The organism is Bacillus xiapuensis (genome assembly GCF_002797355.1).
GTDB lineage: Bacteria > Bacillota > Bacilli > Bacillales > Domibacillaceae > Bacillus_CE > Bacillus_CE xiapuensis.
In genome coordinates, this window is sequence record NZ_KZ454939.1 from 1,538,484 (window position 1) to 1,563,558 (window position 25,075).

Consider the following 25,075-nt stretch of genomic DNA (forward strand, 5'->3'; position numbering starts at 1 on the left):
TATTTCTTAACAGCTGAAAATTATTCCTGAAAGATGGATTGGCTTGAACTCCCCCGCTTCATGCTCTTAAGAACGGATTGAAGCGGAGGAATCCTCAGAACATCAGCGGAAACGCCAATTATGGATTAGGTTCTCGTCCTTCGCTATCCTTAAGATGGGAGTCTTCTTTCGGAAATACAATCAATGAAACGCATGTTGCTAGTTTTCAATTAGTTCGTTTGCCTTTTGAGTCGATACGCCCGCCTGTTCAAACGTCGCCATTTCTTTTACCATACTGACAGCTGATTGAAGGAGCGGAAACGCCACCGCTGCACCTGTTCCTTCCCCGAGCCTCATCTGTAAATGGATGAGCGGCATTTTTCCTAAGAAAGAGACAGCACGCTGATAGCCCGGCTCAACAGAATGATGCGAAGCAATCATATAATCCGCTGAAAGGGGAGCGATTAATTTAGCTAAGCAAGCCGAAACCGTACAAATGAAACCATCCAAAAGAATAGGGATTCGGCTTTCTGCCGCTGCCAGCATCGCTCCGGCCATCGCCGCCATTTCCAGCCCGCCGACTTTGGAAAGAATATCTATGGCATCTTGTGGCTTCGGCTGGTGGAATAAAAGCGCCTGTTTGACGACTGCGATTTTATGCTGCACTTGCTCATTGGAGATGCCTGACCCAAAACCGACCACCTCAGCCGGATCCGTATGAGTAAGGCTGGCTAAGACTGCACTGCTTGACGTGGTGTTTCCAATCCCGACTTCACCAACGATTAAGCATTTCACCCCTTGCTCTATTAACTCTCTCGCTTCAGAATAGCCAATCTGCAGTGCTTGCTGCGCTTCTTTTGTTGTCATCGCCTTTTCCTTCAGAAAATTTCCAGTTCCATACCTGATTTTTTGATGAGCAACCCCTTCTTTCGGCACTTCAGCCGCTACCCCTACATCTACAACTTTAAACTTTGCGCCAATTTGTCTGGCAAATACGTTGATGCCTGCTCCTCCTTGAACTAAATTGCTGACCATTTGCACGGTCACTTCCTGCGGGAAAGCTGACACTCCTTCTTGTACGATTCCGTGATCCGCCGCAAAAACGATTACGCCAGGCGGTGAAACTTCCGGAAAGGGTTCGCCGGTGATTTCCGCAAGACGCAGCGCCAGCTCTTCCAATCTCCCTAAACTTCCCGCTGGTTTAGTTAATGTATTGATATAGGCTTTCACCTGATCTCCTATATGTAAATCTAATCCAGGAATTTGTACACTCAGCATATCTTTTCCCCTTTTCTTTTAAATTTTCAATTCAGTTAAAGGCAACTTCCGGCCTGCTTATCAAATAGGAAAGAATAACATCGGCTATTCCGTTTTTCTTCATTTCGCAAATCTTATATGAACCGATTCCAGGTTATCATACCACTCAAACACTTGAAATGACGATTTCACTCTTCATTTGCTCGTGTTTCATTTTATTTATAAAGGGTAGAAAATAATTAAGAAAAAATTTTCTGTTGAAAGGGTGACGCGGTGTATGAGCATCAATGATAAAGCTGATAAATGGAAAGGCAAGAGCGAACAGCTTAAGGGACTTGCCAATGAAGCAATCGGGAAATTAACGAATGATTCATCTGCGAAAGCAGAAGGGAAATCCGATCAAATGAAGGGCAAGCTGCAAGAGTCCATCGGAAAAGCGCTCGATAAACTGAAACGATAATTCATCATTATTGGGACTGCCTGCTAGCAGGCAGTCTTTAGGCATTGGCTGTAAACGGCCGTTCTGCTTCCCCCTCTTGAAGCAGTTGAAACAATTCTTCCTTTGTTTTTGGAATTCTCGTTTCTCTTTCGGGGCGGGTCTTTTTCCATTGATGGTAAACTTCGATTACCCAAGGTGGCTCTAAGTGGCATGTTGCAAGCAATTCTTGATTGCCAAAGGCATGTTGCGGCTTGTCCTTTAGCATCAGGCGCCCCTTGTTCATCATGATGATTTCATCCGCCCATTCATAAGCTAAATTGACATCATGAGTCGATAATACGATCGTTTGTTTCCCCTCCTGAAAATCAGTCAGCTGCTTGATCATTTTTTTAGCGTAATACGGATCAAGACCTGCCGTCGGCTCATCTAAAAGGAGCAGCTGCGGCTTCATGACCATTACTCCGGCCATCGCTGCCCGCTTTTTTTGTCCTAAACTTAAAAAATGCGGCGGTTGATCCCGAAGCTCCTCCAGACCTGCCGCCGCAAGCGCTTGGCGGGCAGATCTTTCCGCTTCCCGCCGCGGCCAGCCCAGATTTAATGGCCCATACATGACATCTGCTAATATCGTCGGAGAAAAGAGCTGAGCTTCCGGATTTTGAAACATAATGCCGACGCGCTGCCGCAGTTCTTTCAACTCCTTCGATTTGTAGGTCAGGAGATGCCCTTGAAAATACACCTCTCCTTTATGCGGCTTTAATAAACCGTTTAAATGGAGCAAAAGTGATGATTTGCCTGCACCGTTATTGCCTAGAACGGCTATTTTTCTCCCCGGTTCGATTGTGAGAGAAATATTGTCTAACGCTACCGTTCCATTCGGATAGATATGACGAACGTTTCGTAATTCCATTACTGACTGCATTTCTTACCCCCTCAAATAGATCAGCAGAGAGCAGCCGACGCTGGAAATGATCACTCCCCATGCTGCCGGGTTCATCGTATAACGACCGGTGGGCCGAGTATTAAATCCCTCTCCGCACCGGGCATCCAGAGTCATTTGCAATTGCTTCGATTCTCTCAATGTCTGCACGAGCAGGTTAACGAGTAAAGCGGAAAAGGAATAAAAGCATGAGCGGATATGAGCATACCCAGCGCGCGACTTTTGCGCCTGGTAAGTGGATTGAGCCTTTTCTATAAAAACAAAAATAAATCGGTAAGTCAGTGCCGTTAGCTCGATAAATAGATCAGGAGCTTTTAGCTTTTTTAATAGCCAGCAAACCCCATCATACGGGGTCGTTAAAATGAAAAAATACATACAGCTAACGCCGGCGTAAGCAGCTGCCCATAAGTTCATCGCCTGCAAAAGCGAGTCCGGAGAAAGATAAACACTCCATCTGTTCCAAGAAAATGAATAAACGGCGGATTCTATCCCCATTCCTTTTGGAGCGATCGAAACAAGCATAGGCAGCATACTTAATAGCAGAAACACTAGCGGCAGCATGAGCATGCGCCCATAACGGCTGAATGGAATACCTGCGAAAAAGACTGTAGAAAAAGACATCAGGAAAAAGACAAACGCACAGAGGCAGATATCCTTCGCAAAAAGAACGAGGCCGAGCTGGGAAAAGGCAAAAACGGCTTTCTCTCCCGGATGGAAATGAGACAGCCGGTTATGATTAGCATAATAATCAATGAGCATCATAATGGTTTATGGCGGTTATGTTCTTGCGATTTTTTTCTCGTTCGGGATACCCCGATAAAGTAACCGATAAACAGTGCGCCGGCCGCTGCTTGCAAGGCAAACAAAAGACTCTCCACTTCCCCGCTTGGCGGTTCCCATACCGCATCGAACCACGGCTTATAGGCTGGATTCATTTCTGTAATCGCTTCTTCCGCTTCTCCATCCGCCCCGTTAAACTCGGCATTTTGATTCATCACAAGCGGCATAACCGCCAAAAGCACAACAAGAAAAAACAAGAATAAATTCTTCATTAATCAGGAGGCCTCCTTCTTAACGACGCTTAATTGACTTAACTCGCTTTGATTATATTTCAGCAGCCAGTTCATCACGATGACAGTTAAAATCCCTTCAGCAATCGCCAGTGAAATTTGAGTGACGGAAAAAATTCCGGCAAATTTAACAAATGACGCCAATACGCCGCCGGCTTCCGCCGGAAAAGCAAGAGCCAGCTGCAGCGATGTCATAGTGTACGTAGCTAAATCACCGATAAACGCCGCCAAAAACACAGCTAAAATGAAAGACAGCTGGGTCTTTCTGCAAAGCTTATAAACAGCATAGGTTATAAACGGTCCAACGATTGCCATAGAAAAAGCATTTGCTCCTAATGTTGTCAAGCCGCCATGCGCTAATAACAGAGATTGGAACAGCAATACAATAGTCCCAATCACAGTCATAGCAAGCGGGCCGAATAATATTGTCCCCAATCCGATGCCGGTTGGATGAGAGCTGCTGCCTGTTACAGAGGGAAGCTTTAATGCAGACAGGACAAAGGTGAAAGCACCTGACAAGCCCAGCATCATTTTTGTTTCAGGGTATGTTTTTAACGTTTTTTGGATGGAGCGCATTCCCTGGATGAGAAAGGGAAGTGAAAGTGCCCACCATAGAACGGTCCAATATACAGGCAGAAATCCTTCCATAATATGCATAGCGGCCGCCGGCTGATGAGAAAACAGCCAAAAATAACAAACAAAAGCTGTGATAAGGAACACCGTGTTTTTTATGAAATGCATATTCTCACCTTTTCATTCTTTACTTGATTCATAATGACGCCAGAGAGGGAATGGAGATTTCCGAATCAAACCAGCGAATGCTCTTTCGAAGCTCGACCACATTTCCCACAAGAATGATCGCCGGGCTTTCCACTTGCTGTTCTTTTGCTTGCTGTTCGATGGTCGCCAGCTCAGCGATGATCGTTCTTTGCTGATTCGTCGTCCCCCACTCGATAATCGCTACCGGTGTAGAAGGTGACCTTCCGTAAGCCATCAGCTGCTGAGAAATCCGCGATAAGTTCCCCACTCCCATGTAAAAGGCAATCGTATCAATTCCTTCCGCCAGCGCCTTCCAATTGACAAAGTCCTGCTCCTTTTCCGCACGGCCATGAGCGGTGACGATTGCAAAGCTGGACGCATGATCGCGATGCGTCACAGGAATGCCGGCGTAGGCAGGTGCGGCGATGCCGGCGGTAATACCGGGAATTATTTCATAGGGAACCCGGCGCTCAGCAAGCTCTTTCGCCTCTTCTCCAACCCGGCCGAATACGCACGGATCCCCCCCTTTTAAACGAGTAACAACGAGGCCCTGCTCCGCCTTTTCAACGAGGAGCTGATTGATTTGTTCTTGAATCAGCTCATGCCGGCCAGGCAGTTTACCGCAAAATATTAGCTCGGCCCCTTCCTTAGCGGAAAGCAAAAGCTCTTTATTTACAAGCCGATCATACAGAATGACATCGGCCTGCTGGATACATTCCAGCCCTTTCACTGTAATCAGCTTAGGATCGCCCGGTCCGGCTCCGACCAAATACACTTTTCCATTTTTCACTTTCATCCCTCTAATCTAGTAATGTTTGAAACAGTCTCATTCGTTCTTCTCGACCTGCATGGAAGAGAAGCTTATAAAAGTCCGGCTGAATCAGTTGTGTTAATATGTCCTTTCTTTTCTCCGGATCCTTTACTTTTTCTTTGACCTGCTGCCGGCATTCTTCCAAAAAGTCTATAAAGCGGACGAATTCATCGTTATATTGGTTCGATAACTCGTGAATCAGCTGTTTACTCAGTCCGGGACTGGCTCCGTTGGTACTGACAGCAATCGTGAGATTCCCTTTTTTTAACGAAGCGGGCACATGAAAATTGCTCGCCTTCGGATCATCCGCAACATTGATCAGCTGGTCATCAGCCGCACACTGGCGGACGTAGCTGTTGACATCTCTTTGATTCGTAGCTGCAATAATCAAAAAAGCCCCTTGAATATCCGCCGGTTCAAATGTTTTCTTCTTCCATTGAACAGTTGAGCAGGCGCAAAGCCATTCATTCATCGCCGCCGACAGGGCCGGAGAAATAATGGTCACCTCGGCACCCGCTTCTAACAGGGCTGCTGCTTTTCTCGCTGCAACGGAGCCCCCTCCAACAACAACTACTTGCTTTCCGGCCACATTCAGCATGACGGGATAGAGCATGATCCAGTCATCCTTTGCAATGGATAATTTTCAGCCGCATGAACAAACCGCTCAGCAAGAGCAGGATTGGAGGCAAAGTGAAAATGGGCATAGCCTGCAAGCAACTGCTCCGTGGCATAGCCTTCTTCCTTTATCCCCGATCTTCCCTTTGACTGATAAGCCGGCTGTACCGGTTTTTCCGCGATATAGTTAGAGTAATGAAAAACATGGCCTCGAGCGGTTTCTCCTTTCGGCAAGAGAAAGTTGGAAGTCAGACCGATCCATTCGCGGTAGCCAAGCGCTGTGCGTTTATTTTTCATAACGGCTTTTCCCGGTATAACGCCAGCCATCGGGTGTTCGACGCCGCTCGTATCTTCAATTGCTTCCGTCAAATACATGAACCCACCGCATTCCGCCAACGTCGGCATACCTTGCGCAATACAAGAACGGATTGATGATTTCACCCGTTCGTTTTTCGCCAGCTCTTCGGCAAACTCTTCTGGAAAACCGCCGCCTATATATAAGCCTGCCGCATCCCTTGGAACCGGTTCATCTTTCAGCGGAGAAAAAAAACGCAACCGGGCTCCGTTTGCTTCCAGCAGCTCCAAATTTTCCTCATAATAAAAATTAAACGCAGCATCCCTCGCCACGGCAATCGAGACCTTCGCTTCTTTTTTATGGGCAAAAATAGAATGATCTGACTCTTTCAATACAGGCGAATCGGCTAAATGCCAAATCGCCTCCAAGTCAACCGTGGCCGCTATCAATTCTCCCAATTTACAGAAGAAGCTGTCCAATTCTCCTCTTTCAACGGAAGGAACCAACCCTAAATGGCGTTCCGGAATAGCGATATCCGGCTGCTTTATCAAGTATCCCAACGCCGGAATGCCGCATTCCTTTTCAATGGCTGATTGAATCAATTGAAAATGCCCTTCACTGCCCACACGGTTGACAATAACGCCGGCAATTCTTCCGGGAGCAGCCATCGCTTGAAATCCTTTCACTATAGCAGCAGCGCTTCTGGCCATACTGGCACCGTTGATCACTAAAAGCACAGGACAATCTACAATTTCACTAATATCTGCCGAACTACCGTGATTGCTCAGCGGATCCTTGCCGTCAAAGTAGCCCATTACGCCTTCAATAATGGAAATATCGGCACCTTTCTCCGCCCTGCTATAAATATCCTTCATATGCTGATTTCCAATCATCCAGCTGTCTAAATTTCTGGACGGGCGGCCGGTAACCGCCGTATGATACGCAGGGTCAATATAGTCCGGCCCGCACTTAAATCCCTGAACTTGAAGGCCTTTTGCTTGAAACGCTGCCATTAAACCAATAGTCACCGTCGTTTTTCCCGCTCCGCTTCCTGTTCCAGCGATCATAATTCTTCTCTGGCCCATGTGCAGTCCTCCTTATCCATGTGAAATAAAACCGACTGAAATCGTGACATTTCCTGATTTTTTCTTCGTCAGTAGCAAACGATCATTGCCGCTGGCAAGCATCGCCGCCGGTTCACTCACGCCGTACGCGCCCGTGTATTGATAAACAACGTTTGATGGATGCTTCATCGTTTTAGTATTCAGCTGTTCCGGAGTGTAATAGATGAAATCCCATTGATGCTTTTTAACGACTTCCAGCAATCCTTTTTCATCTTTTTTCAGATTAATTGTGGCCACGGCTTTGACACTCTTCTTGCTGATTTTCAGTTCCTTCAATGTCTCATCCATCACCTGTTCAATTTCCTCACTGGACGTGCCGCGATTGCAGCCAATGCCAAGAACGATGACCTTTGGCCTGTATAATACACCATTCTCTAAGATCGCTTCCTCTTTTGAGTCAAGCAGGCGATGAGTGACAACGAGGGCCGCATCGGGCTGAAGAGTGAAGGCTTCTGAAATAGATGAACATACATGGATATTAGCCGGTATCGCTGTGTCATGCATCCACCAATTTGTTTCACCTGATTCTTGAATGACGGCAACTTTTTCTTCATTCACAACGGAGGCGCTGACCGGGGTCAGCTTCTCTGCCGATTCCCATTCCCAGCCAAAGCGGCGGCCGAATAAATCAACCGGAATCGTTTTTTGCACGTCAGAGGCTGTGGTGACGACCGGGTAGGCATTTAATAAGGAGGCGACCTCGCGGGTGAGCTCATTCGCTCCTCCGAGATGGCCGGAAAGCACGCTAATGACATGCTCTCCGCGATCGTCAATTACGACGACACCCGGATCGGTTTTTTTATCTTTTAAAAGCGGGGCGATCATACGAACGACAGCTCCGAGAGAAATAATGATAATCAGGCCTTTATAATTGGCAAATAAGCTTGGAAGAAGCAGCCGGACAGAGCCCTCAAACAAAGTAAATCCCTGCTCTTCTTCATCGCCTTGCGCATGCTTCTTCATATAATAAACATCGCTATCAGCAAACGAGCGCGCGAGCTTGCGGGCAATCTGTGTGCCATGCTTTGTTATAGCCACAATAGCATATTGGCCGCTTGCTTGAATGGGCGGCTCCACCTGTTCTTGCAGCTGGATCGTCATGAGTTCACCCCCCGGCGGTAGCCGTGCGTGAACTCTTTATCATATAGCTTCGAGCGGAAGTTTTTCTCATGAATATCCGGATCAAGTGCCCAGCCGGCAAGGATCATTGCTTGTTTGCGAATGCTGTTTGCGCGCATATCTTCATCCAGCTTTCCAATAGTCGTACGGACAATCTTTTCATCGGGCCAAGTCGCTTTGTATATGACAGCCGCTGGCGTTTCCGGCGCCCAGCCGGCTCCGATTAATTCTTTCATCACTTTTTTTGTCAAAGTAGCACTCAGAAAGAAAGCCATTGTACAATGATGCGCGGCAAGTTTTGCTAGCTGTTCGCGCTCTGGCACGGGTGTACGGCCTTCTGCCCGAGTGAGAATGACCGTCTGCGTCAAATCAGGAATCGTCAATTCCGCCTGGGCACTGGCCGCTGCAGCAAATACCGAGCTGACCCCGGGAACAATCTCAATTTCAACCCCCGCTTCTTTCAGCAGAACCATTTGTTCCATAATCGCACCGTAGACAGCCGGGTCGCCTGTATGAAGACGGACAACCTTCTTCCCTTCCGACAGCCTTTTCTTCATGATCTCTACCATTTCTTCAAGGTGCATTCCCGCTGTTTTTACAATTTCTGCTCCTTTTTTGGCCGCTTTAAAATGTTCTTCGCTCACTAGAGAATCCGCATATAATATTACATCGGCTTCTTCAAGCAGCCGGCGTCCTCTGACTGTAATTAAATCTGATGCTCCCGGACCTGCTCCTACAATATATAGCTTCATTTCCTCACCACCATTAAAGTTAAATATTCCGGTTCCGCTCCTTCCAGCTCTTCTAAGCACCAAACGATTTCTTCATCAGACGTCACCTTTGTCACCACGGATGCGTGATCGGTTAAATTTAATTCTTTTAAAATGCGAAGCATCATGTCCATCACTTTGGCCACCTTAATGAAAATCACGCAGTCATGCTCAACAATCGCTTTTTTCATTGCTTCGTAATCGTCATTTGCTGGAACAATGGCCACAAGATCATCGCCGTCAGCCAGCGGCAAAGCGAGCCTTGCAGCCGCACCGTTAACAGAAGAAATGCCCGGAATAATATGGATAGGCACATCGCCATAACGTTCCTTCATAACCGTCATCATATGGATAAATGTGCTGTATAAAAGCGGATCTCCCTCTGTAATAAAGGCCACATCATGCCCCGATTGCAGCTTTTCCCAGACGGCTTCGGCTGTCTGATTCCATTCTCTTTCTAGAATTTGCGGGTCTTTCGTCATCGGAAACACGAGACCGAGCATATCTTTCTCAGCGGGATTTACATATGCATCAATAATTTTCCTCGCGTAGCTTTTGCTGCCTTTTCTTTTCTTGGGGTAGGCGATCACAGGACAATCCTGCAAAGCGCGAAACGCTTTAATCGTAATGAGCTCCGGATCGCCCGGTCCCGCTCCAACTCCGTATAAAACGCCTGTCATTTTTCTTCCTCCGCTCTTTTCGCTGTTATGATATACACGGGGTTTAGCCCCTCCATTCTTGTTAAGTGCAAAATCGGCTTGCTTCTGGAGATTTGAGCAAGAGTAAGCTCCGCTTGAAATCCCCGCGTTTTAAATGCTTGCACGGCTTGATACAAGTTCTCAATCGTCACGACATTCATCACAATTCTTCCGCCAGGATTCAAGCGCGAGCAGCATTCATCAAAGATCCCTTCGATGTTTCCGGCTGTGCCACCGATAAATACAGCATCCGGAGAGGCGAACTCCGCTAACCCTTCAGGAGCTTTTCCATGAACAGCCGTAACATCCGCCCGGAATTTTCGAAAATTTTCTTTGGCGTTTTCCAGATCGGCTTCATTTTTTTCGATTGCGTAGACAGCTCCTTCTTTGGCAATTTTGGCTGCTTCTATCGCCACGGAGCCGGTGCATGTGCCAATGTCCCAAACAACGCTGTTATGCTGCACATTCATTTGCCCGATCGTCAGCACGCGGATTTCCTTTTTCGTCAGCAGCCCTTTGTCCGGCTTGCGCTGCACAAATTCTTGATCGGGAATGCCAAGCGGCCAAACCTTCATCGCTTCATCGCTTTTCAAAATAACAATATTTAAAAGGGAGCATTCCGCTTGCTCCATCTCATCTAAAGTCATCCACCGGCAGCGTTCTTTCTCTCCTCCAAGATTCTCAGCTACAAAAGCGCGATATTCGGTCATGGCGAACCTCTTCAAATAACAGGCAATCACGTTTGGAGTATTTTTCTCATCCGTTAAAATCGCGACTGTCTGCTTGCCGTCGATTCTTTGTGCCAGGCCGGTGATCGTCCGGCCGTGCAGGCTGATAATCGCCGCGTTTTGCCAAGATTGTCCCATCCGGGCGAATGCAAGCTGCACCGAGCTTGGCTGCGGATAAATGTCCGCCTCCACATCCTTCGATAAATAGCCACCAATTCCGTAAAAAAGCGGGTCTCCCGAAGCTAGAACAACCGCCTTTTCCTGCTGGCTACGCAGACGTTCTTTCAATTCGCGTAAATTGCCTTTAATCATGAACGTTTCTCCTTGATATTCAGGAAAAAAAGACAGCTGCCGCTCCCCTCCTGCAAGAAAGCGTGATTCTTCAACCCATTGCTCATATTGCGGCAAAAGCCCGCTTCGTCCATCGTCGCCGATTCCAATAATTTTAACTTTCCCCATGGCGCTCCGCCCTTCCTAAGCATTCTCCTTTAAATGTATACAAAGTGGTGTCTACGGTCAGGCCGCCGTTTACTTCCTGTATGGCATGCGCGCAGCAGTTATCGCATAATAATTCAAAAAAACTTTGGCATCCGGCGGCCTGCATAAGCTCTGCTGCATGAGAAGCAGTATTGGCCAAACGGACTGCCTCCACCTCTTTGGCGCCAGCTCCCGCTTTTTCGGCCATCCCTGCTAGAAAATCAAAGTCAACTGGGGCGCTTTTTGAATGAACCATCATCACTCCTTGTGCAACTTTGGAGAATTTCCCCATCATTCCAACCATTGATATTTTCTTAATGCCGAGCCGTTTGCAATGCTTAAGCGTGAAGCCGACAAAGTCACCCATCTCTATAAAAGCTTCCTCTTTTAGTTCAGGAAGCTGCTTCATGGCGTATTTTTCGCTTCTTCCTCCTGTCGTTACCGCGACATGGTCGCAGCCTCCGGCGACAGCCACTTGAATCGCTTGAATAATGCTTGCTTTATAAGCGGCCGTGGAAAATGGCATCACAATTCCCCGCGTACCCAGGATCGAGATGCCGCCCACAATTCCCAGTCGGCCGTTTAGCGTTTTTTTAGCCATTTCTTCCCCGCCCGGAACGGAAATAATAATTTTCACTCCGCTGCTGCAGTGAAAATCCTTTAATATTTTCTCTGCTTCAGACAAAATCATTTTGCGCGGTACAGGGTTGATGGCCGCCTGGCCAACCTCGACTGCCAGCCCCGGCTTAGTCGCCCGTCCGACTCCTTCCCCGCCATCCAGTTCAATGCCCGCTTCTTCTTTTAGCATGACTTCAGCATAAATCACCGCTCCGTGCGTAACATCGGGATCATCCCCCGCATCTTTTTTGACAGCGGCGACCGCGCTTCTTTTCTTGATTTCACAATGTTCAATCGCAAAGGTGGCAAATACTTTGGCCGGAAGATAAATGGTGGCTTTCTCCTGCTTTTCTCCCGTGAGTAAAGAGGTTAAAGCCGCTTGAACAGCGGCAGCAGCGCAGGCTCCCGTCGTATACCCTTTTCTTAGCGGCTTCTCCTGCTTCACATCCTTCACCGCCATCTTTATGCATGCTCAGCGAGAAGTGACAGAGCATTGAGCGCCGCAACAGTAACAGTACTTCCGCCTTTTCTGCCGATATTCGTAATGAATGGGATGTCAAGCTTTGCTAACTCTTCTTTGGATTCAGCCGCGGAAACAAAGCCAACTGGAAGGCCAATGACAAGGCTTGGTTTAGCTGCACCTTCTTTCACAAGACGAATTAATTCCAAAAGAGCTGTCGGGGCATTTCCGATACAATAAATGCCTCCGTCCGCTTCGGCGGCCGCTTTGCGCATGGAAATGATGGCTCTTGTCGTATTTAATCTCTTCGCCTCTTCTCTTACGTCATCATCGGAAATATAAACGTGAATACTGCCGCCATATTTTGCAATGCGGGGCTTGCTGATGCCGACTTGCACCATTTGCACATCACAAATGATGCGCTCTCCGTTTCGGATCGCTTGAATCCCGGACACAATCGCTTTCGGATGAAAGCGCATGCTTCTGCCAAGTTCAAAATCAGCCGAAGCGTGAATCACACGCTGGATGACTTTATATTCTTCAAAAGGTAAATCATGCGGTCCGAATTCTTCGGTGATAATGTCAAAACTGCGACCTTCAATCTCCATTGGCTGTACGGTTTCAGGCTTGAAGTTTGTTTTAAAGTCCATCATTCATCCGCTCCTCTATAAATTAAATGTATGTAAACAGCCCGCCACTTCTTCAAAGCTTGAACAGCGGTTTTTATAATTCATATCCGGCCGTTCAATCACAATCGTTTCAATTGCCAACTCTTTGGCAGCTTCTATTTTCTGATCGACAGAGCCGCGGGCACCGCTTGCTTTTGTAATCATGCATGTCACTTGATATTGCTCGTATAAAGCTTGATCAAATGCCTTCGTAAACGGACCTTGAATCGCCACAATATTTTTCTGCGGCAAGCCCAGCTGCTCGCACTTTTCCAAATTATCCTTTCTAGGGAGCATCCGTGCCACTAAGCGAATATTCGGATTAGGCAGCAGCTTTTCAGTGAATACCGCTAATGTTTTGCTTCCTGTCGTGAGCATGATCGTTCCTTTTCGTTTGGACGCTTCCTCCGCGGCTTCCTGATAGGTGGAAACATAGGTAATCAGCGGTGACTCTTCGAAGTGCTGCTCTTTCCTCTCAAAGCGAATATATGGAATGTTCTCCTCTTTAGCTGCGGCCATCGCATTTTTGGATGCCTCCTCCGCAAACGGATGACTCGCATCCACAATCGCGGCAATGTGGCGATCAGCTATAAAATTTCGGATTTGTCCGGCATCTAGGCGCCCCGCAACCGCATCGATGCCTGCCTGCCTTAATTCCTTTAAGGCGTTTTCCGTGACAACGGAAGCAATCAGCTTATGTCCTTGGTTTTGAAGATAGACAGCAAGCTCTCTGGCATCGCTCGTTCCCGCAAAGAATAAAATCATTGAGCTGTTTCTGCTCCTTTCGGTTCATGATGATGATCATGGTCATGATCATGATGGTGATGGCTGATATGCTCCATCGCTTCAAAGCGGTATTGGCAAGTATCGCAATTCATATAGACCGCCCCGCTTAATGCTTCTTCAATTCGATCCTTTATTACCAGCTCCAGCTTCGGATGAAAGCCAAAATATTCAGCAAGTGCAAAATCAACGTCGGAATAAGCGAATCGGAACTGCTCTATCATGCCTTCAATTCTCTTTATTAAGATGCCGGTAAATAAAAAGTACGGCAGGATAATCACCTTTTTGGCACCGAGCTTCACCGTTTTTTCCACTGCTTCTTCTAAGCTGGGAACAGTTACGCCGACAAAAGCAGTTTCCATTATCGGATATGGCGCCTTTTCCCATAGCAATCTAGTGATCTTGTATAAATCACTGTTTGCATCCGGATCACTGCCGCCGCGTCCAAGAATGATTACCGCCGTATCCTCTGAAATATGAGCGGTATCTTCCCCCGTATCTTGGAGGCGCTGTTTACAGATCTCTACCGCCTCATGATGGATGCCAATCGGTTTTCCATAAATAAAATCAGCAGATGGATACTTTTTCTTCGCTTCATCAATGGCCGCCGGAATGTGGATTTTCGAATGACCAGCCGGAAGCAGCATCAGCGGAATGACCGCAACAGATGTCGCTCCTCTTGCTACACAGGCATCCAATCCTTTCGCGATGTCAGGCTGTTCAAACTCTAAAAAACAGGATTCTACAATCAATTCAGCGGGAAGCTTCGGTAAGATTTGCTGAATAAATTGCCTGATTTGTTCATTTCCTTCAGGATCTCGGCTGCCATGGCCGACAAATAAGACTGCTTTCATGTTCAATTGTCTCCTTTAATCCCCGCAAGGTGCAGGTTCGATTTGAATGGTTGGGGTGATGTCCCGGTAGGCAAATCCCTGGATGTTCTTCACCCGTTTGAAGAATTTGAATAAGCGTTCGTTCGGATGTGCTTTTTCTTTATATTCTGCGACGATTCGTTCAATAAGCGGCACGATTTCCTCCGGTTCTATTCCCTCGGCGACCGGCTGTCCGGCATGAGCGGTTCGCCCAACTGGCTTCGCTCCAAGGAATAAATCAAACTTCCCTTTGCGGAACACAATGCCGATATCGTCATTAACGGCTTGATAACAAGCCATTCCACAGCCGTTGACCCCGATATGCAATTCTTTTGGCAGCTGAATGCCCGCAAGCTTTTCATGCAGCTGTTCAGCATATGGGATGGCATCTTTCTTCTCTCCGTCGCAAAAATCACAAGCCTTCACCGATAACACATCGCCAACCGGCTGAATAAGAAATCCGGCTTCTTCCAGCTGATTCGTAATTTGCTGCGGCTTTTCCGTCGGCACCCGCAAAATAATCTGGTGATGAGGCGTGTATTCCACCGAACCCGTCTCACCGGCAATAGCCGATAATGCTGAAAGCTGCTTCGCTGTAAATTTCTTATTCGCCACTCCCGGACTGACCGCCACCTCAAAAATCGATTCCACCTTTCTTTGAGGGAAGGATTCCTGTAGGAACTCCGTTTTTTTCCCATCGAGCATCTGCAAAGCTTTCATGCCGATTTCATATAAAGGAGGAGCCCCTTCTTTTCCTTTATGAAGCGCCCACGGCTCATGCTCCGGCTTCAGCCGCTCATGAGGTCTCAGCGGCTGTTTTTCGGAAGTTAATGTATATTTGCGCTGATATCCCCGCGGCGTGATCATTTTATTTTCATATAGAAAGGTCGCAGAATTGCCAATAATGACAGTCGTCAGCATACCAATTTCATAATCGAGCATATTGGCTAATGTCGTCATCACCACTTGCTGGCGGTCGCGATAGGCGCTCTTTACCAGTCCGACGGGCGTATCCGGCGAGCGGTGCTTTAGCAAAATCCGCTGCGCTTCCACAATCTGTCTCGTGCGCTTGCCGCTTCTTGGATTGTAAAGCGCAATTACAAAGTCAGCAGCGCCTGCCGCTTCGATCCGGCGGACAATCAAGTCCCAAGGAGTTAAATGGTCGCTCAAGCTGATCGTACAGGCATCATGCATGACGGGCGCTCCCAGCAAGGAAGCGCATGAATTGATTGCCGAAATACCGGGGATAATTTCCACTTCCACTCCATCTTCTTCTCTCCAGCCCTTCTCAGCCAGCACTTCATAGATAAGACCGGCCATTCCGTAAACCCCGGCATCTCCGCTCGAAATCACAGCGACAGTTCGTCCGGCTTCCGCGTATTTCACAGCTGCTTGAGCCCGGCTGACCTCTTCAGACATCCCTGTGCTGATCACTTCTTTTCCTTCGATCAATCCGGCGACTAACTCCATATAAGTTTTGTAGCCGATCACGCAGTCGCTTTCCTGCAAAGCCTCCTTCGCCCGTTCGGTAATATGCTTTTCACTCCCCGGGCCAAATCCGACAATCCATAGTTTTCCCCGCACTAAGACTACCTCCTTGTGTTACTGTTTGACTTTCTTCTTTTCCTTATCCAAGTCGACCCCGATCACGCGGTCATTATGCAGCTCCATCCCGCGGCCGTTATAGGTATAAGTCACTGCTTCCTCCACAGGCTTCCCTTGCTCTAGATGCTCTGAAACAATTCGTTCAGCAAGGGGTTCATCCACTTCGTGATACCAGGTACCTTCAGGATAGACGACCACCACACAGGCATCTTTGCAGCGACCGTTGCAGCGCGTCCTGGACGTATGCACCTGGACTTCCAGGTTCCTTTTTTTGATTTCCGACCGGATGGCCAGCGTCACTTCTTCTCCGCCTTTCCTCATGCAGCTTGAACCATTGCAAATAAGTACATGATGATTCATTTCGGTTAAATTCCAAGTCGCCAAATAGCTCACTCCTTCATTTTATTGGGAAGTTCTTCGCGAAGATGCACGAAAAAAATCCTTAACTTCAGAAGAAATTAAGGATTTTCGTGTATAGAACGATCGGCTGCTTCCTGTTCTCGTGCAGCCTTCGCTATGTACAATCATCCAGCTCTTCCCTCCGAAGAATGGTGCCAATGATAAAAGCAGGTCTCCTGGCTTGCGGCTTTCCTTACTCTTGTCCCTTCCCGGTGATGTGTACCAGTGGTTTTGACAATTTCAACGCCGTTCACAGTAGCGGGGGCTGCATCAGACTTTCACTGATTTCCCTATTATCCCAAGAAGCTGTTATTCTCGGGCACTTTTATCGGTTCATTTGCTATTTAATTTTTTACTTACTAGACAAAACTTGCCTTCTATTGAAAAATTTTTGATCCAACTGAAAATTTTGTCTATTCTATTTCTTGTTACTAGATTATCAGTAATCCTCTTCCTTTGACAAGAAAAATTTTTATTTATGAACTGTTTCCACTAAAACGTGATGGAAACACCGAATCCACTATCGGCAGCCAGCCCGCCTCAGCCAGAACGGCTTGTTTGATTTCCCAAGCTTTCTCATGAACATCGCGATCATCGGGATCAAGCAATATTCCGATAACCGTTCCGCTATGGGCAATTATCACACCGCCTTTGAAGTACTCTGCTAAACTGGCAAACAGATGAAAATAAGGCTTTGGCAATAAGCGCTGATTCACTCGAGCGCTGATTGTCGCTGCCTCCAATATGCTGACAACGTCTTTAGCAGAGAGTGCCGCTTTCATTCGATTGTAATTGCAGCTGACTTGCTGCTTTTCAGCAGAGTTGTATTGTTTCTTTCTTCGGTAATACTGACCGGTATGAACAGCCCCCCCGCTGTCATAGCCAATCAGCTTCAAAGGAGGTGCTTTGGGAAAGGAAGCCAGCAGCTTTCCGGATTGCTGGTTGACTGCCGTAATCCCTTTATACATCACACCGTCCGTCGGTTCAATTTCAGCAGCGATCCTGGCCGCTTCCTCAGCGGAAAGCCGAATATCAAAGCTGGATGCCGCTGCGCGGATCGCTGCTGTTATATCCGCGGAGCTGCTAGCCATTCCTTTGCTTTCCAAAATGTCCGTTTCAATCGTCAGAGCGCCCGTTTTTTTTCGTCCGAGCCGTTCGAGTATTTTTTCTGCGGCTGCAGCTGCTTTCCATTTTCTTTCCGGCTCACATTTCCATCCAGAAGCAAATGGATCAAAGCGCGCCATACTTTGTAAAGGAATAGGAAAACTGAATAAATAAGGATGGCCGTTCACCTCGCCTTGTGCCAATTCCCCAAAGGTTCCCATGCTGTATCCGATTCCAACCTTCATATGCTTCCCCCATTTTCATGCACTTTTGATCCTTACTGTACATGAAGCCGCCCAGCACAGCAAGACAGGAATAGGAGGATAAAACCTCCCGTTCTATTGCCTTGACGGCTAGCAGGCTATTGCAGACCTATGCTTTACCCTGATTCATCTCTTTCTTTTTTAACAGCAACAAGAGGATTCTATTCCTTTCAACTCGTGAATAAAGTGACGCTTCAAACAGCGGCCTTTTCTTCCACTCCCACTATTGAAAAGAAGAACAAAGGCTATGATCTGAGCGCATTTGTCACCTTCATCACGCAGGCTCGAACGGATCGGGCATTCAGATGCCGTGATCTCCCGCTTGGACTTTTTGTTCCGCTTTCTTCAAGAAAGAACAGCTGCTTATATGCGGAATCAATTATCCTAATTTTTTATTTGAATTTTGCACATAATGAATTATGAAAACAAAAAGCATTGACAAAATAGTTATCCATAAATACAATTAGGTTAACATTTATTATGACATTTGATTTTTTGCTATAATAGGAGGTTTTCTAAATGAATGAACAACGTGATCAGCTCACTCAAATGCTGACAGCAGCGCTCTTTGCTGCGATTATCGGCATACTTGCGCAAGTAACCATACCGCTGCCGCTCGTTCCCATAACGGGGCAAACACTGGCTGTCGGCTTAGCCGCAACCATCCTCGGTTCCCGCTACGGGGCGCTGTCCGCCTTGATTTATATGTTGATTGGCGCAGCAGGCGTTCCTGTATTTTCGCAGCTGTCCGCGGGAATGGGCGTCATGGCCGGTCCAACTGGAGGCTATATCGTCAGCTTTATTCTTTCCGCTTATGTAATCGGGCTGTATATTGAGAAAACAGCGGCTACTGTGACGCAAGCCTTCATCGCCAATCTGATTGGAATGCTAGTCAACCTCGCCATCGGAACCGCTTGGCTGAAGTTTGCAGCTGATCTTTCATGGACGAAAGCGTTTATCGGCGGATTTGCCCCTTTTATAATCGGCGGAATCATCAAAGCTTTTCTGGCCGCATGGATCGGCATTATCGTCCGCAAGCGGCTGATTTCCGCACGCCTGCTCCCTTCAGTGAAATCCTCATAATAAGCAGCGGCCAAAGCCGCAAGCACTTATACTATGTGATTATCCTGAAGTCATCCAATCAGCCCCTAAAAAAAGTAAAGCAGCTGGAGAAGAACGGACCGTTTTTCTCCAGCTGCTTTTGTCTGCTTCCAGGACATCCGCTTGCTGCTTTTAAAGAGAGAATGAACGAAGGCAACAAACTATACCCGAATACCGAGCTGATTGGCCATTTGGCGAAATAACTGCTCATGCCGCGCTTCATCCATTGCTGCTTGCAAGAACCGCCGTCTTGTAGGTTCATCGGTCGTACGACTGGCAATGCTGCGATAAAAGGCTGGCGTTTGTCCCTCATCCTTAATGGATTCTCGAATCCCCTGCCGAAAACTCTTTGGCGGCTCCTGCAATGTTAAGTTTGGATAACCGCCTGTCAATCTGTGAAAACTGCGGCTAAATGCATTTAAATGGCGGATTTCATCTTGGCGAATGGCCAAGATGATTTGCTTTATTTGGTTATTCGGCGCCATATTGGCTAAAGCCGAATAATATTGAATAGCCTGATATTCATCATTGGCCGCTCGATTAATATCTCTAATCAACCCTTGGTTTTGACGGATATCCTCTTCATAGTAGTTGTAGTTATACATCCATCCCGCACTCCCTTCTGTTTTCATGATAGTATATGAAGGAAATGGTCATTTGCCATCATTTTCATTTCATGCTTTTCTATTGATAAAAGCTAAAAAACAATAATTTGTCATGATACAGCTAGTACAAAAAGGAGAGAATCAGATGATCTACAGCCCTAAATGGAGTAAAGCTAAGAAACAATTAAAAAGCTTGATCTGTGAACCCCTGCGCGATCGTGTCGACTTTCATGTCATCAATTATAGAAAAGCTCATGATCAATTGGGCAGGGCGGTGATGACAGTCGATCAAGCGGAAATTCTCAGTATGTGTACGTTAACCGCGATACAGGCTCAGGCAATCAGAGAACACAGTATCCGAAATTTTCTTCATAAGGATTATGATATGGAAGAGGTCCTTGAAAACCGGGATCTGTATGAACAGGTTGATAATCAATTGAAAGCCGAGTGCATTTTCTCACAAGCTGATTTCTTCACGGCTTTAGACGAATACTTTCATTCCTCCATCGATCAGTGCCTTCAATCGGAAAACATCTTGCTCAAAGTGCTTGGCCTATTGGACCGCCGGCTTGGAAAAAGAAAGCTGCGCGCCATGCATCCCATCTTGTTAAAAGAGCATGAGGTGGTGCGGTTTATTTATCGGTTACGGTGCGAGGCTGAAAATGTTCATTTATCATCAACTGATTGAACGGTGAAACCTCCAGCCGCTTGTTTACGTCTCTGCCGCATAAGGCGGACCTTCATTTCTTCTCTCCTGCCCCGCTGATGAAAAGAAGAACAAAAGCTAACATCGCAGCGCCTTCTCATTGTGCAAGCCCGAACAAATTAGAAGCTGACTCCTTATTCATGCAGAGAAAAATCTACAACCATCTTATCAATCTGTCGCCTCCAAAGGGAAACGGCGGGAAGAGAGCCTGCCTGCTCAGATCTTTCTCCCTTTCTTAAAGTGGTCAAGGTAAAAATGGAAAGCGGCGATGGAGAAAATCAGCCAAGCAGCCCCTGCGATGTAGCCGCCAATAACATCGCTCGGATAATGCACCCCCAAGTAGATGCGTGTTAGCCCAATCAGCAATACGAAAATCACGGCGGAACAGGCGCCGATGATTTTTGCCCATTGGTTCCGCAGAAGCTCAAATAAAAGAAAAGCAACTCCTCCAAAAAAGATAAAAGATCCCATTGAATGCCCGCTCGGAAAACTGTAGCCTCCCTGTTCAATTAAAGGCAAGATTTCCGGGCGCTGGCGCTTGAAAATTTCTTTCAGCGTGAGATTGAAAAGTCCGGCTCCAATCACTACGTTCAGCACAAAGAATATGGCATAATCCACCCGTCTTCTTACTAACAGAATGCCAGCAACGATGATCGTACCGATAGTAAAGCCTCTTACCGATCCCAGATTCGTTATGAAGATCATCCTCTCAGTTCGTCCTTCATGAATCCAGGATTGGACTTCCTTAATAATCGCTAAATCAAACTGAATAACATCTTTTTCTTTCAAGCTGTCAACAATCTCTGCAAACATCCATGTAAACATCAGCAATAAAATGGCAAGGACAGCATAATAGCCGGCTGTACGTTTCTTTTCTTCCGCGTTCAACTTCTTGTTCGCCCCTTTCTTCCTACTATGCCAAAATACATTATACAAATGAAAAAGAGGCCTAATTATGCCTCTTTCACTAGTAAAACTGTGGATTATGCAAATACGGTCTTATCAAGAAGCTCTTTCACATGCTGGCCGAGTTCTTCATAGGCGGGCTGTTCCTGTCGATCGGTGATCTTCAAGATGGAAAACGCTTGCGGCTTTTGTAAGTCTACTTCTACATTGGCATCATACAAATAGGTCGCATTGCCGATCAAATCAATATCATAGCGGCCATCCTCTTTTTTATGAGCAACACAGCGCACTTTTCCGCCATTATTATACACATCAATCGCTTCTTCTAGTTGATTGTACCCAAGAAGACAAGTAATTAAACTGGAGGCCGACATGGCCGTTCCGCAAGCATTGGTAAAACCGACGCCACGTTCAAAGGTCCTCACATAGATTTGTCCATCCTTCAAGCAATGAATAAAACTGACATTAACTCCATCCGGACAAATCTCATTCGGCTGATTAAGCTTTTTAGAAATCTTTTCCTGTTCATCAGACTTCAGCTGGCTGCTGTCTACAACTGCCAGCAAATGAGGATTGGGTACGGCAACAGCAGAAAAGGCCAGCGTATTGGATAATTGCGGAACCTTTTCATTCAGCAGCGTTTTCTTATAGCTCAGATTCATCGGCAAGCTGGCAAGATCAAATAGCACCGGTGAAATTTGCACACGATAAGTCGGTATTTTCCTGAATATGTCCTCATCGCGATTCACTTGAAGATCAGCCTTCATTGTCTCCACAACGATTTCATCCTTCTGCAGCAAATCGCATACATAGCGCCCTAAGCAGCGCAAACCATTTCCGCACATGGACGCTTCCGAACCATCCGCATTAAAAATTCTCATTTTCGCATCGGCGTGCGCACTTTCCATCACGAACAAAATCCCGTCCGCTCCCAAGCTTGATGAGCGGTCGCATAATGCGATCGCTAAGTCTTTTCTTTCTTGCTCTGTAAATGAATAGCCATTCGTCCACTCATCAATCAATAAGAAATCATTGCTGGATCCATGGCATTTCGTTAATGTGATCTCCATTATGTTCTCTCCTTTATACAGCAGAACTTTTCTAATAGAATACCAAAGGAAAGAGCCCGCGGTCTACGCCAGAAGAACAAAATAGATTATATTTCTTACCTTGGCCGCTTTGAACTGCCTGCTAGCCTGTATGATGATGTTTCATTCCCCGATGATCAATACAGAGCAAAAGCTAACATTTCAATTCCTTGTCATTCCCGCCCGAACGGAGGTTTCAGCTCCTTCTGCCGGGTTACTCTAAAGGTCTTACAGCCCGTTTCATGCGGGCTAAAAAAGCTGCTTCCTAAGCCGGAAGCATGACGGCTCAAGAAACAGCTTTTCTTTATAAATAATGGAGAACAAAATTGAGAAAAAATAAAGCGGATATGATATACAACGGCCACGACACATCTTTTGCCCGCCCATTTAAAGCTTTCAACACCGGATATAAAATGAAACCAAACGCAATTCCGTCCGCAATGCTGTAGGTAAACGGAATCATCACGATGATCATGATCGCCGGAAAGGCTTCCTCCATATTCTCCAAATGAATGTTTTTTATATTTTGCACCATCAGTCCGCCGATCATAATCAGAACCGGCGCAATGGCCATATCCGGTATGAATTTCATATACGGAATAGCAAATATCGAAAGCAGGAATAAGATACCCGTAGTCAGGGCAGTGCATCCTGTTTTTCCCCCCGCCGCAATTGCAGCAGAGGTTTCCACAGTCGCCACCGTCGGACTGGTGCCGAATAATCCCGACGTACATGCCGAAGCAGCGGTAGCTTGAAACGACCGTTTAAACTTTTGCGGCTGACCGGAAAAATCCGTGTGGCCATGGACTAAACCGATATTTTCAAACACCAGCACCATCGTCAGTGAAAATACAGCTGTCCAGAAAGGCACTTCCATCCAAGCATCGAACGAAAAGGCGTTGAATACCTCACTATAGGATGCAAAGGAGAATGATGTCGCTCCCGTTTGGGGCAGCAGACCAAAAGCCCATGTCAGAACTGTTCCGGCTAAAATGCTCCAGAGAAAGCCTCCGGGGACTTGTCGGATAAAAATGACTAAAGTCAGCACCAATGTGACCAAAGTAATCATAACCGCCGGCTCACTTAAGTCACCAAGCGCTACAATCGAATGCTCTCCGCGGATCACGATGCCGCCTTTTTCCAAGCCGATCAGCATCAAAAAAAAGCCTAAACCAACAGAAATGGCTTCCTTCAATGTTTGAGGGATGGCCGAATTCAGCAGGTCAGCTATTTTCGTCAGCGTAATCAGCAGAAAGAGAATCCCAGAACATACGACTACGCCGAGCGCTTCCTGCCAGCTCAGTCCCATCGACTGAACAAATGTGTACGTAAACATCGCGTTCAGCCCCATTCCTGGGACAAGCAGAATGGGAGCGTTCGCCCAAAAAGCCATGAGCGCACAGCCGAGAAAAGAGCTGAGAATCGTAGCGATCACTGCTCCTTCAAACGGAATGCCTGCTTCCGATAAAATGAGCGAATTGACAGCAACGATATAGATGGTCGTAAAAAAGCCAACTGCACCTGCTGTCATTTCCCGCTGAATCGTCGTGCCGTGCTTTCTTAATTGAAACATACCTCCTATTTTCTTCATACAAATGTACCTCTCGTACATCGCCCTCTCCCTACCCGCTTTACCGTTCAGACGGCAAGCCACGATTCTCATTGTAGCAAAGACAAAAGTAAAGGACAATCGACAAAATAAGCCGCGATTCTTGTCTGAATAATAAAAATTGAGGGAATTTCCTGTGATTCCATTTTTTTATGTTGAAATATGTTACTATGTATCTATTAAATGGATCGCATATTAGAGAGAAGTTTCCATTAAGAACATTATTACTTTAGTGAGGTGTTATTCCCTTGAAAAGACAGCAACGAAGAATTTCTGGAAACATTAAGATACTTTCAGTTGCCGCCTTATTGCTGCTTATTTCTTTCAGCTTATTAACTTACCAATTAATTGAACAAAGACAATCGATCGCCCTTGCGGAACACAACCATGACAAAAGTGAAAAAAGTTCAGACGATAAAGAAAAGAAAGCGCCACAAGCAAAGGACAAACCAAAACAACAAAAGGAAGAAAAAACATTTCCGCAGCATAAAGCGGCCGCAAAAGAGGATGCAAACCATAAAAGCATTTACTTAACCTTTGATGACGGCCCTCATCCAGTTTCTATGAAAATTTTGGATTTGCTGGACAAATATAATGCTAAGGCTACTTTCTTTTTACTAGAGCCTCATATGCGCAACCACCCGAACGCGGTGAAAGAGATAGTTAAAAGAGGACATTCCGTCGGCATGCATGGCGTCACACATAATGCACAGCAAGTCTATCGGGACAGCCAATCCGTTCTAAACGAAATGCAGACAGGCCAAAAAACCTTGCAAGAGCTGACCGGACTGAAAAGTCATTTAATTCGCACGCCGTATGGTTCTGTCCCTCATATGAAACCAGCGTACAAACAAGCCGTTCAAAAGGCAGGCTTTAAAATGTGGGATTGGACCGTTGACAGCTTAGATTGGAAATACCGAAGCGCAGCCTATGTCCCTAACGTCATCAGTCAATTGAAGGCTCATCAAAACAGACAACAGCCCGAGATAATCTTGCTCCATGACAAACCGGCAACAGCGCAGCACTTAGAACAACTGCTTAAATACTTGCAGAAGAATCAGTATAAAATGAAAGGTTTAAAAGAAAATATGCCGGCTTACCATTTCGGTTCTTAAGCCTTAAGCACAAAAACCTGACAGCAGTCCCCCTTTGCCCATTGGCTTCACCTTGATAGGCTCCCCTTTAGGTCAGCACATATAATATGCCGACC

The 25,075-nt window shown here is 46.6% G+C and carries 27 protein-coding genes and 1 riboswitch; of the genes, 4 read left to right on the forward strand and 23 right to left on the reverse strand.

What is annotated here, in order from left to right; translation table 11 throughout:
- Nucleotides 1–198 precede the first annotated feature (198 nt).
- The gene (gene cobT / locus CEF20_RS07615; RefSeq protein ID WP_198508477.1) at nucleotides 199–1,257 is read right to left on the reverse strand and encodes a nicotinate-nucleotide--dimethylbenzimidazole phosphoribosyltransferase; all 1,059 of its coding nucleotides are present in this window, start codon (nucleotides 1,255–1,257) and stop codon (nucleotides 199–201) included.
- Between the two features lie 256 nt (nucleotides 1,258–1,513).
- Between cobT and CEF20_RS07620 the strand changes: the two genes are divergently transcribed.
- On the forward strand, nucleotides 1,514–1,696 hold the full coding sequence (locus CEF20_RS07620; protein ID WP_100331244.1) for a CsbD family protein: 183 nt from the start codon (nucleotides 1,514–1,516) through the stop codon (nucleotides 1,694–1,696).
- Nucleotides 1,697–1,733: 37 nt separating this feature from the next.
- Here the strand turns inward: CEF20_RS07620 and CEF20_RS07625 are convergent, their stop codons facing one another.
- The 18 genes from CEF20_RS07625 to CEF20_RS07710 all read right to left on the reverse strand — a co-directional run bounded on the left by CEF20_RS07625 (nucleotide 1,734) and on the right by CEF20_RS07710 (nucleotide 17,832).
- Nucleotides 1,734–2,594, reverse strand: a complete 861-nt coding sequence (locus tag CEF20_RS07625) for an energy-coupling factor ABC transporter ATP-binding protein (RefSeq protein ID WP_100331245.1) — start codon at nucleotides 2,592–2,594, stop codon at nucleotides 1,734–1,736.
- A gap of 3 nt (nucleotides 2,595–2,597) precedes the next feature.
- The gene (gene cbiQ / locus CEF20_RS07630; protein ID WP_100331246.1) at nucleotides 2,598–3,374 is read right to left on the reverse strand and encodes a cobalt ECF transporter T component CbiQ; all 777 of its coding nucleotides are present in this window, start codon (nucleotides 3,372–3,374) and stop codon (nucleotides 2,598–2,600) included.
- Nucleotides 3,371–3,664: an energy-coupling factor ABC transporter substrate-binding protein gene (locus tag CEF20_RS07635; protein WP_100331247.1), complete on the reverse strand. Its 294-nt coding sequence runs from the start codon at nucleotides 3,662–3,664 to the stop codon at nucleotides 3,371–3,373. Before CEF20_RS07635 ends, cbiQ begins: the two co-directional genes overlap by 4 nt.
- Before the next feature lie 3 nt (nucleotides 3,665–3,667).
- Nucleotides 3,668–4,423, reverse strand: a complete 756-nt coding sequence (locus CEF20_RS07640) for an energy-coupling factor ABC transporter permease (RefSeq protein ID WP_100331248.1) — start codon at nucleotides 4,421–4,423, stop codon at nucleotides 3,668–3,670.
- A 28-nt stretch (nucleotides 4,424–4,451) separates the two neighbouring features.
- Nucleotides 4,452–5,231 (reverse strand): uroporphyrinogen-III C-methyltransferase, encoded by a 780-nt coding sequence (gene cobA, locus CEF20_RS07645; RefSeq protein ID WP_100331249.1) that lies wholly within the window; start codon nucleotides 5,229–5,231, stop codon nucleotides 4,452–4,454.
- Between the two features lie 10 nt (nucleotides 5,232–5,241).
- On the reverse strand, nucleotides 5,242–5,865 hold the full coding sequence (locus tag CEF20_RS07650) for an NAD(P)-binding protein (RefSeq protein ID WP_100331250.1): 624 nt from the start codon (nucleotides 5,863–5,865) through the stop codon (nucleotides 5,242–5,244).
- Nucleotides 5,844–7,247 (reverse strand): cobyrinic acid a,c-diamide synthase CobB, encoded by a 1,404-nt coding sequence (locus CEF20_RS07655; RefSeq protein WP_100331251.1) that lies wholly within the window; start codon nucleotides 7,245–7,247, stop codon nucleotides 5,844–5,846. Before CEF20_RS07655 ends, CEF20_RS07650 begins: the two co-directional genes overlap by 22 nt.
- Nucleotides 7,248–7,259: 12 nt before the next feature.
- Nucleotides 7,260–8,387 carry a cobalt-precorrin 5A hydrolase gene (locus CEF20_RS07660; RefSeq protein WP_100331252.1) on the reverse strand — a complete coding sequence of 376 codons (1,128 nt, stop codon included), beginning with the start codon at nucleotides 8,385–8,387 and terminating at the stop codon, nucleotides 7,260–7,262.
- Nucleotides 8,384–9,157, reverse strand: coding sequence for a precorrin-4 C(11)-methyltransferase (gene cobM, locus CEF20_RS07665; protein ID WP_100331253.1), 774 nt, complete (start codon nucleotides 9,155–9,157; stop codon nucleotides 8,384–8,386). The genes CEF20_RS07660 and cobM overlap by 4 nt, the downstream gene beginning before the upstream one ends.
- The gene (cobI, locus tag CEF20_RS07670) at nucleotides 9,154–9,855 is read right to left on the reverse strand and encodes a precorrin-2 C(20)-methyltransferase (protein ID WP_100331254.1); all 702 of its coding nucleotides are present in this window, start codon (nucleotides 9,853–9,855) and stop codon (nucleotides 9,154–9,156) included. Before cobI ends, cobM begins: the two co-directional genes overlap by 4 nt.
- On the reverse strand, nucleotides 9,852–11,060 hold the full coding sequence (gene cbiE / locus CEF20_RS07675; protein WP_100331255.1) for a precorrin-6y C5,15-methyltransferase (decarboxylating) subunit CbiE: 1,209 nt from the start codon (nucleotides 11,058–11,060) through the stop codon (nucleotides 9,852–9,854). Before cbiE ends, cobI begins: the two co-directional genes overlap by 4 nt.
- A complete protein-coding gene (locus tag CEF20_RS07680; RefSeq protein WP_100331256.1) occupies nucleotides 11,047–12,156 on the reverse strand; it encodes a cobalt-precorrin-5B (C(1))-methyltransferase in 1,110 nt (369 codons plus the stop codon). Before CEF20_RS07680 ends, cbiE begins: the two co-directional genes overlap by 14 nt.
- A 2-nt stretch (nucleotides 12,157–12,158) precedes the next feature.
- Nucleotides 12,159–12,806 carry a precorrin-8X methylmutase gene (locus CEF20_RS07685; RefSeq protein ID WP_100332041.1) on the reverse strand — a complete coding sequence of 216 codons (648 nt, stop codon included), beginning with the start codon at nucleotides 12,804–12,806 and terminating at the stop codon, nucleotides 12,159–12,161.
- 15 nt (nucleotides 12,807–12,821) lie between these two features.
- Nucleotides 12,822–13,589: a precorrin-6A reductase gene (gene cobK / locus CEF20_RS07690; RefSeq protein ID WP_100331257.1), complete on the reverse strand. Its 768-nt coding sequence runs from the start codon at nucleotides 13,587–13,589 to the stop codon at nucleotides 12,822–12,824.
- Nucleotides 13,586–14,461 carry a sirohydrochlorin chelatase gene (locus CEF20_RS07695; protein ID WP_100331258.1) on the reverse strand — a complete coding sequence of 292 codons (876 nt, stop codon included), beginning with the start codon at nucleotides 14,459–14,461 and terminating at the stop codon, nucleotides 13,586–13,588. Before CEF20_RS07695 ends, cobK begins: the two co-directional genes overlap by 4 nt.
- Nucleotides 14,462–14,476: 15 nt before the next feature.
- Nucleotides 14,477–16,063, reverse strand: coding sequence for a precorrin-3B C(17)-methyltransferase (gene cobJ / locus CEF20_RS07700; protein ID WP_100331259.1), 1,587 nt, complete (start codon nucleotides 16,061–16,063; stop codon nucleotides 14,477–14,479).
- A gap of 18 nt (nucleotides 16,064–16,081) precedes the next feature.
- Nucleotides 16,082–16,468 carry a (2Fe-2S) ferredoxin domain-containing protein gene (locus CEF20_RS07705; protein WP_100331260.1) on the reverse strand — a complete coding sequence of 129 codons (387 nt, stop codon included), beginning with the start codon at nucleotides 16,466–16,468 and terminating at the stop codon, nucleotides 16,082–16,084.
- A 164-nt stretch (nucleotides 16,469–16,632) separates the two neighbouring features.
- Nucleotides 16,633–16,825, reverse strand: a riboswitch (cobalamin riboswitch).
- Nucleotides 16,826–16,959: 134 nt separating this feature from the next.
- Nucleotides 16,960–17,832 carry a GHMP family kinase ATP-binding protein gene (locus tag CEF20_RS07710; protein ID WP_100331261.1) on the reverse strand — a complete coding sequence of 291 codons (873 nt, stop codon included), beginning with the start codon at nucleotides 17,830–17,832 and terminating at the stop codon, nucleotides 16,960–16,962.
- A 537-nt stretch (nucleotides 17,833–18,369) separates the two neighbouring features.
- Between CEF20_RS07710 and CEF20_RS07720 the strand changes: the two genes are divergently transcribed.
- A complete protein-coding gene (locus CEF20_RS07720; protein WP_100331263.1) occupies nucleotides 18,370–18,933 on the forward strand; it encodes a biotin transporter BioY in 564 nt (187 codons plus the stop codon).
- A gap of 179 nt (nucleotides 18,934–19,112) precedes the next feature.
- Here the strand turns inward: CEF20_RS07720 and CEF20_RS07725 are convergent, their stop codons facing one another.
- Nucleotides 19,113–19,583, reverse strand: coding sequence for a ferritin family protein (locus CEF20_RS07725; protein WP_100331264.1), 471 nt, complete (start codon nucleotides 19,581–19,583; stop codon nucleotides 19,113–19,115).
- A gap of 118 nt (nucleotides 19,584–19,701) precedes the next feature.
- Between CEF20_RS07725 and CEF20_RS07730 the strand changes: the two genes are divergently transcribed.
- Nucleotides 19,702–20,244 (forward strand): SF0329 family protein, encoded by a 543-nt coding sequence (locus CEF20_RS07730; protein WP_100331265.1) that lies wholly within the window; start codon nucleotides 19,702–19,704, stop codon nucleotides 20,242–20,244.
- A 234-nt stretch (nucleotides 20,245–20,478) separates the two neighbouring features.
- Here the strand turns inward: CEF20_RS07730 and CEF20_RS07735 are convergent, their stop codons facing one another.
- From CEF20_RS07735 to CEF20_RS07745, 3 genes are all read right to left on the reverse strand, one after another.
- Nucleotides 20,479–21,198: a phosphatase PAP2 family protein gene (locus tag CEF20_RS07735; RefSeq protein WP_232713397.1), complete on the reverse strand. Its 720-nt coding sequence runs from the start codon at nucleotides 21,196–21,198 to the stop codon at nucleotides 20,479–20,481.
- 47 nt (nucleotides 21,199–21,245) lie between these two features.
- Entirely contained in the window at nucleotides 21,246–22,238 is a 993-nt protein-coding gene (dapF, locus tag CEF20_RS07740; protein WP_100331267.1) for a diaminopimelate epimerase, read from the reverse strand.
- A 322-nt stretch (nucleotides 22,239–22,560) separates the two neighbouring features.
- Nucleotides 22,561–23,847, reverse strand: coding sequence for an NCS2 family permease (locus CEF20_RS07745; protein ID WP_100331268.1), 1,287 nt, complete (start codon nucleotides 23,845–23,847; stop codon nucleotides 22,561–22,563).
- A gap of 266 nt (nucleotides 23,848–24,113) precedes the next feature.
- On the opposite strand from CEF20_RS07745, the gene CEF20_RS07750 reads away from it, so the two are divergent.
- Entirely contained in the window at nucleotides 24,114–24,980 is an 867-nt protein-coding gene (locus CEF20_RS07750) for a polysaccharide deacetylase family protein (protein ID WP_157796218.1), read from the forward strand.
- Nucleotides 24,981–25,075 lie beyond the last annotated feature (95 nt).